We start from the raw sequence: 14545 nt of genomic DNA on the forward strand, positions 1-14545 counted from the left end.
GATGCCAATTGGCGCTTCAATTGCTATGCTACTCTCGCTGTTCGTTGCATTAACGGTTACACCTTATTTAGGCTATCATTTATTACAGGAAAAGGAAGCACAAGAACACAAAGCAGAAGCAGGTTTAGAAACTGGTTTTATTTATAAAATCTACAACAAACTGGAAAGACCTTTATTAGAAAGTAGCAAAAAACGAAGAATTTTAGTTGGTTTAACGGTGGTTTTATTAATTGGTTCAGTAATGCTATTTTTCACCAAATCAGTAATTGTGAAAATGCTGCCTTTTGATAATAAAAACGAGTTTCAAGTTGTGGTAGATATGCCAGAAGGAACCACTCTAGAACGAACTGCTGCAGTAACTCAAGAAATCGCGCAATACCTTTCTACCGTTCCAGAAGTGGTGAATTATCAAAATTATATTGGAACTTCTGCACCCATTACGTTCAACGGATTAGTACGTCATTACGATTTGCGTGGCGGAAGCAATATGGCAGATATTCAAGTGAATTTGTTGCACAAAGAAGACAGAGATTTACAAAGTCACGGCATTGCTAAAGAAGTACGTCCCGAAATTCAAAAAATCGCAAAAAAATATGGTGCCAATGTCAAAATTATTGAAGTTCCGCCAGGACCGCCAGTACTTTCAACATTAGTGGCTGAGATTTATGGACCTAATTACAAAGACCAAATCAAAGTTGCCAATCAAGTGAAAGGCATTCTAGAAACAACTGCTGATATTGTAGATATCGATTGGATGACCGAAGACAATCAAATCGAATACAAGTTGGTTGTAGATAAAGAAAAAGCCATGCTAAACGGAATCGCTCCGCAACAAGTGGTTGGAAACTTGACGTATTTGCTAAAAGAATACCCTGTTTCTAATTTGTATGATGAAAACTCAAATGATAATTTAGGCATCGTTCTTTCGCTTGACGACAAGGATAAAACTTCCTTACAAGATATTGAAAATTTGAAGATTAAAGGAAGTCACGGAAATGTAGTTCCAGTGAGTGATTTGGTCAAAGTGGTTCAAGATACCTTACAGAAAACCATTTACAGAAAAGATCAAAAACGTGTGGTTTATGTTACGGCTGATATGGCTGGCGCATTAGAAAGTCCAGTTTATGCCATTTTAGGAATGAATGAAAAACTCCAAAAAATAAAAGTGCCTAAAGGTTATAAAGTGAATGAATTGTATATGGATCAACCTTCCGACGAAAGTGATTTTACCGTAAAATGGGATGGCGAATGGCAAATTACGTTAGAAGTATTCCGAGATTTAGGCGTAGCATTTATGGTGGTAATTGTAATCATTTATATGTTGATTGTGGGTTGGTTTCAAAACTTCAAAACTCCAATGGTAATGATGATGGCGATTCCGTTATCGCTAATCGGAATTGTATTCGGACACTGGTTGTTAGGTGCTTTTTTCACTGCAACATCGTTCATCGGAATGATTGCTTTGGCTGGAGTTATGGTTAGAAATTCGGTCTTGTTAATCGATTTTATCGAAATCCGATTGCAGGAAGGAATTCCGCTAAAACAAGCCATTATCGAAGCTGGAGCAGTGCGAACTACACCAATTTTACTAACCACAGGAGCGGTAGTCATTGGAGCATCCATCATATTATTTGATCCCATATTTCAAGGATTGGCCATATCGTTGGTTTTTGGAGCAATAGTTTCCACAGTATTAACACTGCTTGTTGTTCCCATTATTTATTATGTTACGGAGCGAAAAAAATGGGAACAACCAACAACTAATCAAAAAACAGAATTATGAAACTAGTCATTATAACCACAATTGAAGAGTTTGCGAAAGAAGTCAAACAAATTCTTAAAAACGCTCAAGTAACATCCTATTCGTATAAGGAAGTTATTGGATATAAAAACAGTTCAGAAGAACCATTGGAAAGTAATTGGTTTGGAGTTGAAATGGATGAAAATGAATCAATTCTATTCTATGCTTTCGTTCCAAAGGATAATGTAGATAAAGTGTATGAATCCGTAAACGAATTTAATGCAAAACAAGAAACCGAATCCTACATCCATATTGCAGTGTTAAATATTGAAAAATCGAATTGATATGAAAAACAGAATCATCCGAGCCATAGCGGGAGCTTTTATTTTAATCAGTCTATTGTTGTCAATTTATGTCAACCAAAACTGGCTGTGGTTTACCGCTTTTGTTGGGGCTAATTTATTACAATCGTCTATAACCAAATGGTGCTTAATGGAAGATATACTGGATAAATTAGGTATAAAGGACTAGTTGATGAAAATTACACCTAGCTATTATTTAACCCTTGTTTTAATCCTGATTTTATCTCCAAAAGCTGAGATCAAATACACATCAACAGTTGGTTCAGAACAACAGTAAATGATGTCCCTATTGGTAAAAATCCTGTCCCTCAAATCTTCTCCCTTTACAATTTTACGGAACTTCTGCGGCACAGATATATAGGGCAGCTCATCCTGCCACCCCGACTAAAGTCTTTTCATTTACTTGAAAAGACTTTTTTTTTGTTAAAAACTGCAAAAGTAATATTACATTACCTGATTTCAATTCATAAATGTTATTATATTTACAAATCATTCATGTTTTATAATTGTCCTATGGAAGCATTTTTACTTATTATTGCTCTTATTTTTTTATTTTATATTTCTAATACTATCAAATCAAGATTTGACAAAATAGAGCAAAAATTTAAAGAGCTGAACAAACTACTAGAACAACTTAAAATACAAGACAAAACAGCAGAGTCTATTACTTCTCCTATATTTGAGAAGGAAAAACCTACCACCTCTTTTGAAGAAGCAAAGCAGGTAATTGCTGTTCCTGTAATAGAAAAAATTACTCCCGAAGTACACAAAGAACTAGTTTTTACTCCTCTGGAGAATAAAAATATTACAAAAGAAGAAGAACAAAAACCAATCTCAAAACCTTATATTCCTGTTCCGCCCAAAAAATCGTTTTGGGAAAATTTTAAAGAAAAAAATCCTGATTTAGAAAAATTTATTGGCGAAAATCTAATTAGTAAATTAGGAATTCTAATTCTTGTTCTGGGAATTAGTTATTTCGTAAAATATGCTATCGACAAAAATTGGATAAATGAACCTGCTCGTGTAGGAATTGGAGTTCTTAGTGGTGCATTGGTTATGGGAATAGCTCATAAATTAAGGCAACAATATGCCGCATTTAGTTCGGTTTTTGTAGCTGGAGCTATTGCAATATTTTATTTTACTATAGGAATAGCTTTTCATGAATATCATTTATTTAGTCAAACCGTTGCATTTATAATTATGGTCGCTATTACTGGATTTAGTGTGTTTATCTCTTATTCATATAATAGAATAGAACTCGCAGTGCTCTCCTTAATTGGTGGTTTTGCTGTTCCTTTTATGATTAGCACTGGTTCTGGAAATTATGTGGTCTTGTTTAGTTATATTATTATTCTGAATGCCGGAATTTTAGCATTGGCTTATTACAAAAAATGGAGTTTAGTAAATACACTTGCATTCATTTTTACAGTGCTACTTTACATGGGTTGGTTATCTACAGAAATAGATATACCCAAACCTCATTATCTTGGCGGTTTACTTTTTGGATTTGTTTTTTATTTTATATTTATTCTAATAAATATTATTAACAATATAAAAACAAAAGGTGTTTTTACCAAAATACAACTATCACTTTTAGCCATAAATACTTTCTTATTTTATGCTGCTGGAATGGTGATTTTATCTAATTATCATCCTGAATTAAAAGGTTTATTTACAACCATTGTTGCATTATTAAACCTAACATACGCTTGGTTCCTATTCAAAAAATTTGGATTAGACAAAACGGCGGTTTATTTGCTAATTGGACTTACACTAACATTTGTAACGCTCGCAATTCCTATTCAGTTTAACGGACATTACATCACTTTATTTTGGGCTGCCGAAGCTGTTTTACTTATTTGGTTGGCACAAAAATCTGAAATTATTGGTTATCGTTTTGGTTCAGTAATTGTACACTTCTTAATGATTATTAGCTTAATGATAGATTGGGAGAAAATTTATGGTGGCAATAGCGTTCTGAATATTATAATTAATCCTATTTTCATTACAGGATTATTTTCCGTTGCCTCATTATTTGCTGTTTATTATTTACTGAGAAATGAAACCGAAAAATTCAAACAATTCGGAATTACTTTTAACCCAGAAAATTATAAGAAAATTGTATTCTTAATAGGAATTATTCTTAGCTATTTTATAGGAATTATCGAAGTTAGTTATCAAGCCAACGATTATATCCAGAATCCTGATTCGGCAATTGCATTTCCAATAGTTTATCACTTGCTATTCCTTGCCATATTATCTTATTTTGTACTAAAAACTAAAACCAAATTCAGTTATAATTTTGCAACAATTATTGCCGTTGCAAATATTTTTCTATTCACATTTTGGTTCTCAAATTATGCTTTTACAGAACACGAACAATATATTAGTAGTGGTATTCATCATAGAATTGCTTTTTATCTACATTATGTTTCGCTAGCAATCATTATTTATTTTGGATACCAATTATACAAAATGGAAAACGACAAAGTTATTTCTGAATTCTTTAATAAAAATATCTTTGTCTGGATTACAGCCTTTTTCATTATATTTTTGGCTAGTACCGAAATAATGCTTCACGGATTAGTAATTATGAATTCGCCAGTTACGCTACAAGATATAAAAAGCAGTACTATGTATGCAGATTACAAAGACGATATTGAGTATTTGCGCAGCCTCATTGCTTCCGATTTTATTTCGGATGCAAGAACTCGAATCTGGAAAGCCAGTTTCCCAATTTTATGGGGTTTTCTAGCCTTTATTTTCTTGATTATTGGTATAAAAAAACAAAACAAAACCATACGAATAATTGCATTGTCATTACTTGGATTAACTGTTCTAAAATTATTTGTTTACGATATTAGTAATGTTTCCGAAACTGGAAAAATCATTGCATTCATATTATTAGGCGTTTTAATTTTAGTCATATCATTTGTATATCAAAAATTAAAAGTTTTGGTTATTGATGATGTAAAGTCCGAAAAATCTAATGAAATCAACAAAATTGATGAGAATGAATAAGTTTTTTATCCTTTTATTTATTGCAAATTTATCGTTTGCACAAAATAATATTGCGACAGCAAAAATAAAATTTGACAAAAAAGATGGCTTACACAAACTAGTTTTGCCAACAGAGCTTCGTTCGTTATCGAATGATGATTTGAGTGATTTTAGAATTTTTGATAGCAAAAAAAATGAAGTTCCTTATTATTTTGAAGCAAAAAACAATCAATCTGTTAATAATCAATTTGTATCTTATAAAATCATTTCCAAAATAGTAGTGACAAATAAAAATACGGTGCTGATTTTTGAAAATCCAAAATCGACAATCAATGAAGTAATACTAGAAATAGCCAACTCGAACATTACAAAACCCTATAGTATTAGTGGAAGCATGGATAACGAAAAATGGTTCGGATTGGTAAACAATGCTATTTTGTCGCCTGTTTATTCTGAAGAATCATCATCAGGATTCGCTACAGTTTCTATTCCGACTTGTTTTTATAAGTATTTAAAAATCGATTTCAACGACAAAAAAACACTTCCAATAAACATATTAAACGTTGGTTATTTTGATAGCAAAACTTCAAAAAACACATTGCTTAATGTTTCTTACAAAACAAAATCTGTAAACGAACTAAAACCAGAAAAAAAGACACAAATTCGAATTAATTTTGACAATCCTCAAATTATAAACCAAGTTTTATTTACAATTTTAAATCCAAAACACTACAAACGAAATGTAACTGTTTACAAAAAAGCCACTCGAAAAATAAAACATAAATTTGAAAATTACAACGAAGAACTTGCTAGTTTCGAACTAAATTCTGAAACAAATAACACATTTAATATTTCACAAATTTTCGAAAAAGAGCTTTTCTTAGAAATAGAAAACCAAGACAACCAACCACTAACTATTTCTGATATACAATTTTTTCAAATCCCAATTTGTGTAATTGCAGATTTAAATGCTAACGAAGATTATACCATTACAACAGGAAATAAAGACTTAAACACACCTCAATACGATTTAGAAAATTTCAAAAACAGTATTTCGACAAACTTACCTGAAGTTCAAATTATTGATATCAAACAAATTAAAAACAATACTGAAATTACAGCAACCAAAACTTTTTGGGAACAATCATGGTTCATGTGGCTTTGCATTTCGATAGGAGGAATTGCCATTGCTTATTTTGCAACAAGTTTAGCAAAAGATATAAATAACAAATCTTAATTATAAAAAGATAAATTCTTATTTTTGTCCAACAAAACGACACACTTATGCTCATTATAGGAATTGCAGGCGGAACAGGTTCAGGAAAAACAACCGTAGTTCATCAAATTATGAACGAGTTACCAGATACCGAAGTAGGAATTATTTCCCAAGATTCTTACTACAAAGAAACTCAAAATTTAAGCTATGAAGAACGTTCGCAAATAAATTTTGATCATCCAAGAGCTATCGATTTCGAACTTTTAGTGGCACATCTAAAAGATCTAAAAGCAGGAAAAATAATAGACCAACCAGTCTATTCGTTTGTAAAACACAATAGAACAGACGATACTATTTCTACACACCCAAGAAAAGTAATGATCGTCGAAGGAATACTAATCCTAACAAATCCTGAATTGCGTGATTTATTCGATATCAAAATATTTGTTCATGCCGATTCAGACGAACGACTAATCCGTCGTCTAAAACGTGATATTGCAGAACGTGGTCGTGATATGGAAGAGGTTTTAAACCGATACCAAACTACACTAAAACCAATGCATCAACAATTTATCGAGCCAACAAAAGCATTTGCAGATATTATAATCCCAAACGACAAGTACAACACCGTTGCTATCGATGTAGTAAGAGCAGTAATAAATCAACGTATTTCATAAATAATTAGTATTTTTAGGAGCTATTTCCCGCTTTTCACTACAATCTTTTCCTGGCTAAAGGAGCCAGAAAAAGGATTTCCGTTGCAATCAGGGCTAAAAACCAGTAAAAAATGAACAATCCATTCAAAGACAAAATCCCGTACAAAATACTACTCAATAAGTATGTTATTGTATCCGTGTTTTTTGTAACTTGGATATTATTTTTAGACAATTATTCCTATCTTGACCATCGAGTTCTCAACAAAGAGATAAATGAACTCGAAGACAATAAAATCTATTACCAAGAAGAAATAAGAAAAGACAAAGACCAAATAAAAAAGCTAAAAAATCCAGCTCAAATAGAAAAATATGCACGGGAAAAATACTATATGAAAAAAGATAGTGAAGACATATACATCATCGAATTTGAAGGAGACACTTTAGAAAAAAATATTAGATAAAAATCATAAATTACAAACATTTTGGAAACCAATTTATTCAACGATTTCGATTCCCTTTCTTCAAAACAATGGAAACAACAAATTCAATTTGAACTAAAAGGTGCAGATTATAACGAAACCTTAGTTTGGGAAAGTCCAGAAGGAATTAAGGTAAAACCTTTTTATCACAAAGACGAAGATTACAAAACAGCAAATATTGTTACCGAAGCTTCAAAATCAAAAATAGTTCAAAACATTTTTGTTTTCGATGTCGAAAAATCCATTCGTAAAGCAAATGATGCAATCTCTCGTGGAGCCGAAAGTGTACGTTTCACGATTGAAAATGAAGATTTAGATATCACTAAACTACTTTCGGAAATAGCAATTGATAAAATTCCTGTTTATCTAAACTTAAAATTCTTATCTGCAAATTTTATCAAAAAAATAAATGAAATTGCACTTTCTAAAAATGCAATTATTCATTGCTTGGTCGATCCAATTCACCAATTGGCTTCCGATGGAAACTGGTTTGAAAGTGAAACAAAAGACAATTTTGAGATTTTAAATTCTGTTTCAAAAGAATGCAAAAATGTAACATTCATCAATATAAATGCTACTTTATATCAAAATGCAGGCGCTAATATGGTGCAACAATTAGCATACACATTAGCACATACGAACGAATATTTTAATCATATTCAAAATATCAACCAGCCAATTACAATCGAAGTAGCTATAGGAACAAATTATTTCTTCGAAATAGCAAAACTAAGAGCTTTACGACTACTTTTCAATACATTAGCTAAAGAATACAATCATAATTTCGATTGTCATATTATTGCAACACCTACAAAACGTAACAAAACGCTATACGATTATAACACAAATATGTTACGCACCACAACCGAATGCATGAGTGCTATTCTGGGCGGTGCAAATGCAGTTGCAAATTTGGCTTATGATGCTATTTATCATAAAGACAATGAATTTGGCGATAGAATTTCAAGAAATCAATTGTTAATTCTAAAGAAAGAAAGCTATTTTGATATCGTAAACAATCCTGCTGACGGAACGTATTATATAGAAAATCTAACAGTGCAACTTGCCGAAAAATCCTTACTTTTATTTAAAGAAATTGAAGCAAATGGTGGATTAATAAAACAATTGAAAGAAGGAAATATTCAGAAAAAAATACAAGAAAGCGCCCAAAAAGAACAAGATTTATTCGATTCTGGCAAAGAAGTCCTTTTGGGAACAAATAAATATCCAAACAAAAATGACAAAATGAGTCATGATTTAGAATTATTCCCTTTTGTGAAAATAAAACCAAGAAAAACATTAATCACACCAATTATCGAAAAACGATTGGCTGAAAAACTAGAACAAGAAAGACTAGAAACCGAAAAACAACCATAAAACATAAGTTATGAAAACCATTTTATCAATCTTACTATTATTTATATCTCTAATCACCTTTGCGCAAGCAAAAAAACTAGAAGCAACAAATAAAGTAACCGGAAAGTCAGTTTATTTTGAAGACGGACAACGTGTAAAACTCACCACTTCCGACAGAAAAAAAATGGTAGGATTCCTAACCATAAATGATCTTCAAACTATTTCTGTAAATGGTGTTGAAACAAAAACAGATAATATAAGTAGTATCAAATATTTTCCAAAAGGAGGAAGAACAGCAAAAAATATTTTTCTTGGAGCAGGAGCCGGTTTATTAGCTGGTTCTGGAGTAGCTGCAGCTTTTAGCGATGGCTCAGCATTTGCGCTATTTGCAGGAGGAACAGCCAGTATAATTACAGGTTCACTTCTAAATAATAAAAACAAATCATTAATTTATCGTAATTATATGTTCAAAATTGTAGAGCAATAATGAGAAAAGACATACAACATATTACTTTAGAAAAGGCAACAGACAACAATCAAGAAGCAAAAGGTAAAAGCTATCTAACTGCCGAAGGAATCGAAGTAAAATCCGATTATTCCGAACAAGACATTGAGAATCTCGAACATCTTGATTTTGGAGCTGGCTTTGCGCCAAATTTACGCGGCCCATACGCTACAATGTACGTTCGCCGACCTTGGACCATTCGCCAATATGCAGGATTTTCGACAGCCGAAGAAAGTAACGCTTTTTACCGCCGAAATCTAGCAGCAGGACAAAAAGGACTTTCTATCGCTTTCGATTTACCAACACACAGAGGTTACGATTCCGACCACGAACGTGTTGTGGGAGATGTAGGAAAAGCGGGTGTTGCCATAGATTCGGTCGAAGATATGAAAGTATTATTCGATCAGATTCCACTCGACGAAATGTCGGTTTCTATGACTATGAACGGTGCCGTTTTACCAATTATGGCATTTTATATCGTTGCCGCCGAAGAACAAGGAGTAAAACCCGAATTGCTTTCGGGAACGATTCAAAATGATATTCTAAAAGAATTTATGGTGCGAAATACTTATATCTATCCGCCAACACCTTCCATGAAAATCATTGCAGATATTTTTGAATTTACGAGCAAAAAAATGCCGAAATTTAACTCTATTTCAATTTCAGGTTACCACATGCAAGAAGCGGGAGCTACTGCTGATATTGAATTGGCTTATACACTTGCCGATGGTTTAGAATACATTAGAACTGGACTAGCAACAGGAATGAAAATCGATGAGTTTGCTCCTCGCCTATCATTTTTCTGGGCAATAGGAATGAACCATTTCATGGAAATTGCTAAAATGCGTGCAGGAAGAATGATTTGGGCAAAATTGGTCAAACAATTTGAACCAAAAGATGATAAATCATTAGCATTAAGAACACATTGCCAAACATCTGGTTGGAGTTTGACCGAGCAAGATCCTTTTAATAATGTGGCGAGAACTACTGTAGAAGCCATGGCGGCAGCCTTTGGCGGAACGCAATCTTTGCACACCAATGCGCTTGATGAAGCCATTGCTTTACCAACAGACTTTTCGGCACGAATTGCCAGAAACACTCAAATATACATACAAGAAGAGACTAAGATTTGTAAAACTGTCGATCCTTGGGCAGGAAGTTTTTACGTAGAAAGTTTAACCAAAGAAATAGCCGACAAAGCTTGGGCACTAATCGAAGAAGTCGAAGAATTGGGTGGCATGACAAAAGCCATCGAAGCCGGAATTCCTAAATTGCGTATTGAAGAAGCTGCGGCCAGAAAACAAGCACGTATCGATTCTAGTCAAGACATCATTGTTGGCGTAAACAAATACCGATTAGAGAAAGAAGATCCGTTGCATATTCTCGATGTTGACAATCAAATGGTTCGCAAACAACAACTCGAACAATTAGATAGAATAAAAGCAACTCGTGATAACGAAAAAGTGCAAGATTCCCTAAAAAAACTAACACTTTGTGCACAAACTGGCGAAGGAAATTTGCTAGAAATAGCAGTAGAATCTGTAAGAAACAGAACCACTTTAGGTGAAATTTCAGATGCATTAGAAACCGTTTTCGGACGATACAAAGCACAAATTAAAACATTTAGTGGCGTGTATAGCAAAGAAATAAAAGACGACAAAAGTTTTGAAAAAGCAAAACAACTAGCCGACGAATTCGCCAAAAAAGAAGGTCGTCGTCCTAGAATTATGATTGCAAAAATGGGACAAGACGGACATGATCGTGGCGCAAAAGTAGTCGCTACAGGTTATGCTGATGTTGGTTTTGATGTCGATATAGGCCCACTTTTTCAAACCCCTGCCGAAGCTGCCAAACAAGCCGTAGAAAACGATGTGCATATTCTTGGGGTTTCCTCACTAGCCGCTGGACACAAAACATTGGTTCCTCAAGTGATTGAAGAACTCAAAAAATATGGTCGTGAAGACATAATGGTGATTGTGGGTGGCGTAATTCCTGCACAAGATTACCAATATTTGTTTGATGCCGGAGCCGTTGCTGTTTTTGGTCCTGGAACCAAAATTAGTGAAGCTGCGATTAGTATATTGGAGGTTCTTTTAAACTAACCAAACCTGACAGGTTTTAAAAACCTGTCAGGTTTATCAATCTAACTAATTATGATTCAGCCACTAGAAAACGGTAAATATTATCACATCTACAATCGAGGAATAAATAGTGATTTGCTTTTTAAAGATACAGCTAATTATGACTATTTTCTAAGATTATATGACACACATATTGACCCAATAGCTGAAACTTATGCTTGGTGCTTAATGAAAAATCATTTTCATTTTTTAGTTAGAATAAAAGATGTTGACGAGCTAACTACTGAAAAGAAAATCCAGCCTTCACAATCTTTTTCAAATTTATTTAATGCCTATACAAAAGCTTTCAACAAAAGTTATAACAGACATGGTTCTCTCTTTGAAAGACCTTTTAGGAGGAAAGAAATAAATCACAATAAATATTTTAAGAATGTTATAGCATACATTCATAACAATCCTGTTCACCATAATATTTGCGACCATCCTTTAAATTATCCTTGGAGCTCCTATATTACTTGCCTTTCAGATAAACCAACAAAACTTAAAAGAAAAGAGGTTATTGAAATATTTGAAGATATCGAAAATTTCAAATATGTTCATCAATTAAAAAGCAATGATTATTCAATTGAAACAATATTAGGAATTTAAATTTTAGTTAGAAACACCTGACAGGTTTTAAAAACCTGTCAGGTGTAGCAACCTCAGAACACTGACTGAAAAGTTGGTGTTTTTTTATTCCATTTTAAAGCTTACACAATATACATGTTTATTTTTTTGTAGATTTGAATTTATTGCAAAACGCAAATTAATACCACTTTCAAAAAATGGCTCAAAGAATCCTCTGGACAAAAGAAGAACTAATCCTTGCTTTTAATCTCTATCTAAAAATAGAGTTTGGAAAAACTCATGCTCATAATCCTAAAATTATTGAGCTTGCCAAACTTATCAACAGAACACCTTCTTCTATAGTGATGCGTTTGGGAAACTTTGCAAGTATTGATCCTTTCCATCAATTAAGAGGAGTTGGTGGCTTACCTAATGGTAAAAAACAAGTTCAACCTATTTGGAATGAATTCTTCCACAACCAAGAAGAATTAATTTTCAAAAGTGAACAAATTCTAGCAGGAAGAGAAAATTCGACAATCGAAAATAAATACCAAGAATTACTTTTCGATTTAAAAGATTTAAAAGGAGAAACTGTAATTCGTGAAGTAAAAACTAGAGTTAATCAATCCGTTTTTAGGCAAATGGTTATGGCTAATTACAGTACCAAGTGTGCTATTACAGGAATCGATATTCCAGAATTATTATTAGCAAGTCATATCATTCCGTGGTCAAAAAATGAAGAAAATCGTTTAAATCCTGAAAATGGAATTTGCCTTTCTGCTCTCTACGACAAAGCTTTTGACAAAGGCATTATTGGTATTAACCAAAAGTATGAAGTAATTTTATCTGATTCTTTAAAAAAGAAATGCAAAACAGAATTTTATCAAACTCACTTCGCTCCTATTGAAAATCTTAAAATTACTGAACCTATAAAATATTTACCCCGAAAAGAATTCTTAGAGTATCATTTAGATACTATCTTTGAGAAATAAACAAAAATACTTTCGAATTTTTATTTACTATGCATGCATAATAAATATTTTTACTACATTTGAAAATCAAAAATAGAAAACTATGAATTTTTCAGCAAAAATGCTTCGTGATAATGCGCTTTCAGACAAAGTAATTGTAGTAACGGGTGGCGGAAGTGGCTTAGGTAAAGCCATGACAAAATATTTTCTGGAATTAGGAGCAAAAGTAGCCATTACTTCTCGTGACTTAGAAAAATTGCAAAATACAGCCAAAGAATTAGAAACGGAAACAGGTGGGACATGTTTGCCGTTGCAATGTGATGTGCGTCATTATGACCAAGTAGAAGCTATGTTAGCTGAAGTCCTAAAAACTTTTGGTCGTGTAGATGTTTTGCTAAACAATGCCGCAGGAAACTTCATCTCTCCTACCGAGAGATTGTCTGCAAATGCTTTTGATACTGTAATAGATATCGTGCTAAAAGGTTCAAAAAACTGCACTTTGGCTTTTGGAAAACACTGGATAGATACAAAACAAACCAATTGTAATGTATTAAATATTGTAACTACTTATGCTTGGACAGGTTCTGCTTATGTGGTGCCAAGTGCTACGGCAAAAGCGGGTGTTCTTGCCATGACTAGAAGTCTTGCTGTAGAATGGGCAAAATACGGAATCCGTATGAACGCCATTGCGCCAGGACCATTTCCTACAAAAGGAGCTTGGGATAGATTATTACCTGGAGATCTTGCCGAAAAATTTGACACTTCAAAAAGAGTTCCGTTACGACGCAATGGCGAACACCAAGAATTAGCCAATTTAGCTGCTTATTTGGTTTCTGATTTTTCAGCATACATAAATGGTGAAGTTGTAACTATAGATGGTGGTGAATGGTTGCAAGGTGCTGGACAATTTAACGATTTGTCTGCAATCCCTAAAGAACTTTGGGATCAGTTAGAAATGATGATTAAAGCTAAAAAGAATAAATAGTAGTTTTTCAAATTATAAAATAACAAAGTCAGATTAAATTTTTATTCTGACTTTTTTTTATCAAAATAAGTGACTAAAATCAATCGTTTTTAATCCAAAATCTGAAATTTAAAATCTGAAATCTGAAATTTCCAATTTTGTTAACAAATAAGATTTCCTAAACTCATAAAAAATTGTATTTTTACGACTCAAAATTTCAAAAATAAAATGGGTAAAATCATTGCAATTGCTAATCAAAAAGGTGGTGTTGGAAAAACTACAACATCTATAAACTTAGCAGCATCACTAGGTGTTTTAGAACAAAAAGTCTTATTAATTGATGCTGATCCGCAGGCAAATGCCAGTTCTGGATTAGGAATTGATGTAGATAATGTCGAGATTGGAACTTACCAAATCCTCGAACACAGCAATACTCCCGAAGAGGCTATTATAAAAAGTACTGCACCAAATGTGGATGTTATTCCTGCTCATATTGACTTAGTCGCTATTGAAATTGAACTAGTAGATAAGGAAAATAGAGAATATATGTTTAAACAAGCATTAGCTTCTGTTAAAGACAAATACGATTATATCATTATAGATTGTGC

General features: G+C 32.9%; 14 protein-coding genes. All 14 read left to right on the forward strand.

The genetic code is table 11. From position 1 onward, the window contains the following. Positions 1–1783 (forward strand): efflux RND transporter permease subunit (locus tag ABI549_RS11125; protein WP_348076530.1); only part of this gene is annotated, 1783 nt, incomplete at its 5' end. Continuing rightward, the gene (locus ABI549_RS11130) at positions 1780–2085 is read left to right on the forward strand and encodes a hypothetical protein (protein ID WP_348076531.1); all 306 of its coding nucleotides are present in this window, start codon (positions 1780–1782) and stop codon (positions 2083–2085) included. The genes ABI549_RS11125 and ABI549_RS11130, both read left to right, overlap by 4 nt. A gap of 1 nt (position 2086) precedes the next feature. Continuing rightward, a complete protein-coding gene (locus tag ABI549_RS11135; protein WP_348076532.1) occupies positions 2087–2272 on the forward strand; it encodes a DUF2892 domain-containing protein in 186 nt (61 codons plus the stop codon). A gap of 344 nt (positions 2273–2616) precedes the next feature. Next, complete coding sequence (locus ABI549_RS11140; RefSeq protein ID WP_348076533.1) at positions 2617–5124, forward strand: DUF2339 domain-containing protein; 2508 nt, start codon at positions 2617–2619, stop codon at positions 5122–5124. Next, positions 5093–6340, forward strand: a complete 1248-nt coding sequence (locus tag ABI549_RS11145; protein WP_348076534.1) for a hypothetical protein — start codon at positions 5093–5095, stop codon at positions 6338–6340. Before ABI549_RS11140 ends, ABI549_RS11145 begins: the two co-directional genes overlap by 32 nt. Before the next feature lie 47 nt (positions 6341–6387). After that, complete coding sequence (udk, locus tag ABI549_RS11150) at positions 6388–6996, forward strand: uridine kinase (protein WP_348076535.1); 609 nt, start codon at positions 6388–6390, stop codon at positions 6994–6996. A 110-nt stretch (positions 6997–7106) separates the two neighbouring features. Next, complete coding sequence (locus tag ABI549_RS11155; protein WP_348076536.1) at positions 7107–7436, forward strand: septum formation initiator family protein; 330 nt, start codon at positions 7107–7109, stop codon at positions 7434–7436. Between the two features lie 21 nt (positions 7437–7457). Then, positions 7458–8831: a methylmalonyl-CoA mutase subunit beta gene (locus ABI549_RS11160; RefSeq protein ID WP_348076537.1), complete on the forward strand. Its 1374-nt coding sequence runs from the start codon at positions 7458–7460 to the stop codon at positions 8829–8831. 10 nt (positions 8832–8841) lie between these two features. Further along, positions 8842–9297 carry a hypothetical protein gene (locus tag ABI549_RS11165; protein WP_348076538.1) on the forward strand — a complete coding sequence of 152 codons (456 nt, stop codon included), beginning with the start codon at positions 8842–8844 and terminating at the stop codon, positions 9295–9297. After that, positions 9297–11417, forward strand: coding sequence for a methylmalonyl-CoA mutase (gene scpA, locus ABI549_RS11170; RefSeq protein ID WP_348076539.1), 2121 nt, complete (start codon positions 9297–9299; stop codon positions 11415–11417). The genes ABI549_RS11165 and scpA overlap by 1 nt, the downstream gene beginning before the upstream one ends. A gap of 51 nt (positions 11418–11468) precedes the next feature. Beyond that, complete coding sequence (locus tag ABI549_RS11175) at positions 11469–12044, forward strand: transposase (RefSeq protein ID WP_348076540.1); 576 nt, start codon at positions 11469–11471, stop codon at positions 12042–12044. A 176-nt stretch (positions 12045–12220) separates the two neighbouring features. Then, positions 12221–12994, forward strand: a complete 774-nt coding sequence (locus tag ABI549_RS11180) for an HNH endonuclease (RefSeq protein ID WP_348076541.1) — start codon at positions 12221–12223, stop codon at positions 12992–12994. An 82-nt stretch (positions 12995–13076) separates the two neighbouring features. Next, on the forward strand, positions 13077–13958 hold the full coding sequence (locus ABI549_RS11185) for an SDR family oxidoreductase (protein ID WP_348076542.1): 882 nt from the start codon (positions 13077–13079) through the stop codon (positions 13956–13958). Between the two features lie 207 nt (positions 13959–14165). Beyond that, positions 14166–14545, forward strand: a 380-nt coding sequence (locus tag ABI549_RS11190) for an AAA family ATPase (protein WP_348076543.1), incomplete at its 3' end; no start/stop codon positions are given.

Origin of the sequence: Flavobacterium sp., assembly GCF_039932285.1 — a bacterium.
In the GTDB taxonomy this organism is placed as follows: domain Bacteria; phylum Bacteroidota; class Bacteroidia; order Flavobacteriales; family Flavobacteriaceae; genus Flavobacterium.

What these genes read in the sequence shown, in the direction of transcription:
- ABI549_RS11180 (WP_348076541.1), top strand. Translation starts at nt 12,221, where the DNA reads ATGGCTCAAAGAATCCTCTGGACAAAAGAAGAACTAATCCTTGCTTTT.
- ABI549_RS11155 (WP_348076536.1), top strand. Translation starts at nt 7,107, where the DNA reads ATGAACAATCCATTCAAAGACAAAATCCCGTACAAAATACTACTCAAT.
- ABI549_RS11145 (WP_348076534.1), top strand. Translation starts at nt 5,093, where the DNA reads ATGAAATCAACAAAATTGATGAGAATGAATAAGTTTTTTATCCTTTTA.
- udk (WP_348076535.1), top strand. Translation starts at nt 6,388, where the DNA reads ATGCTCATTATAGGAATTGCAGGCGGAACAGGTTCAGGAAAAACAACC.
- ABI549_RS11175 (WP_348076540.1), top strand. Translation starts at nt 11,469, where the DNA reads ATGATTCAGCCACTAGAAAACGGTAAATATTATCACATCTACAATCGA.
- ABI549_RS11165 (WP_348076538.1), top strand. Translation starts at nt 8,842, where the DNA reads ATGAAAACCATTTTATCAATCTTACTATTATTTATATCTCTAATCACC.
- ABI549_RS11135 (WP_348076532.1), top strand. Translation starts at nt 2,087, where the DNA reads ATGAAAAACAGAATCATCCGAGCCATAGCGGGAGCTTTTATTTTAATC.
- scpA (WP_348076539.1), top strand. Translation starts at nt 9,297, where the DNA reads ATGAGAAAAGACATACAACATATTACTTTAGAAAAGGCAACAGACAAC.
- ABI549_RS11185 (WP_348076542.1), top strand. Translation starts at nt 13,077, where the DNA reads ATGAATTTTTCAGCAAAAATGCTTCGTGATAATGCGCTTTCAGACAAA.
- ABI549_RS11130 (WP_348076531.1), top strand. Translation starts at nt 1,780, where the DNA reads ATGAAACTAGTCATTATAACCACAATTGAAGAGTTTGCGAAAGAAGTC.
- ABI549_RS11140 (WP_348076533.1), top strand. Translation starts at nt 2,617, where the DNA reads ATGGAAGCATTTTTACTTATTATTGCTCTTATTTTTTTATTTTATATT.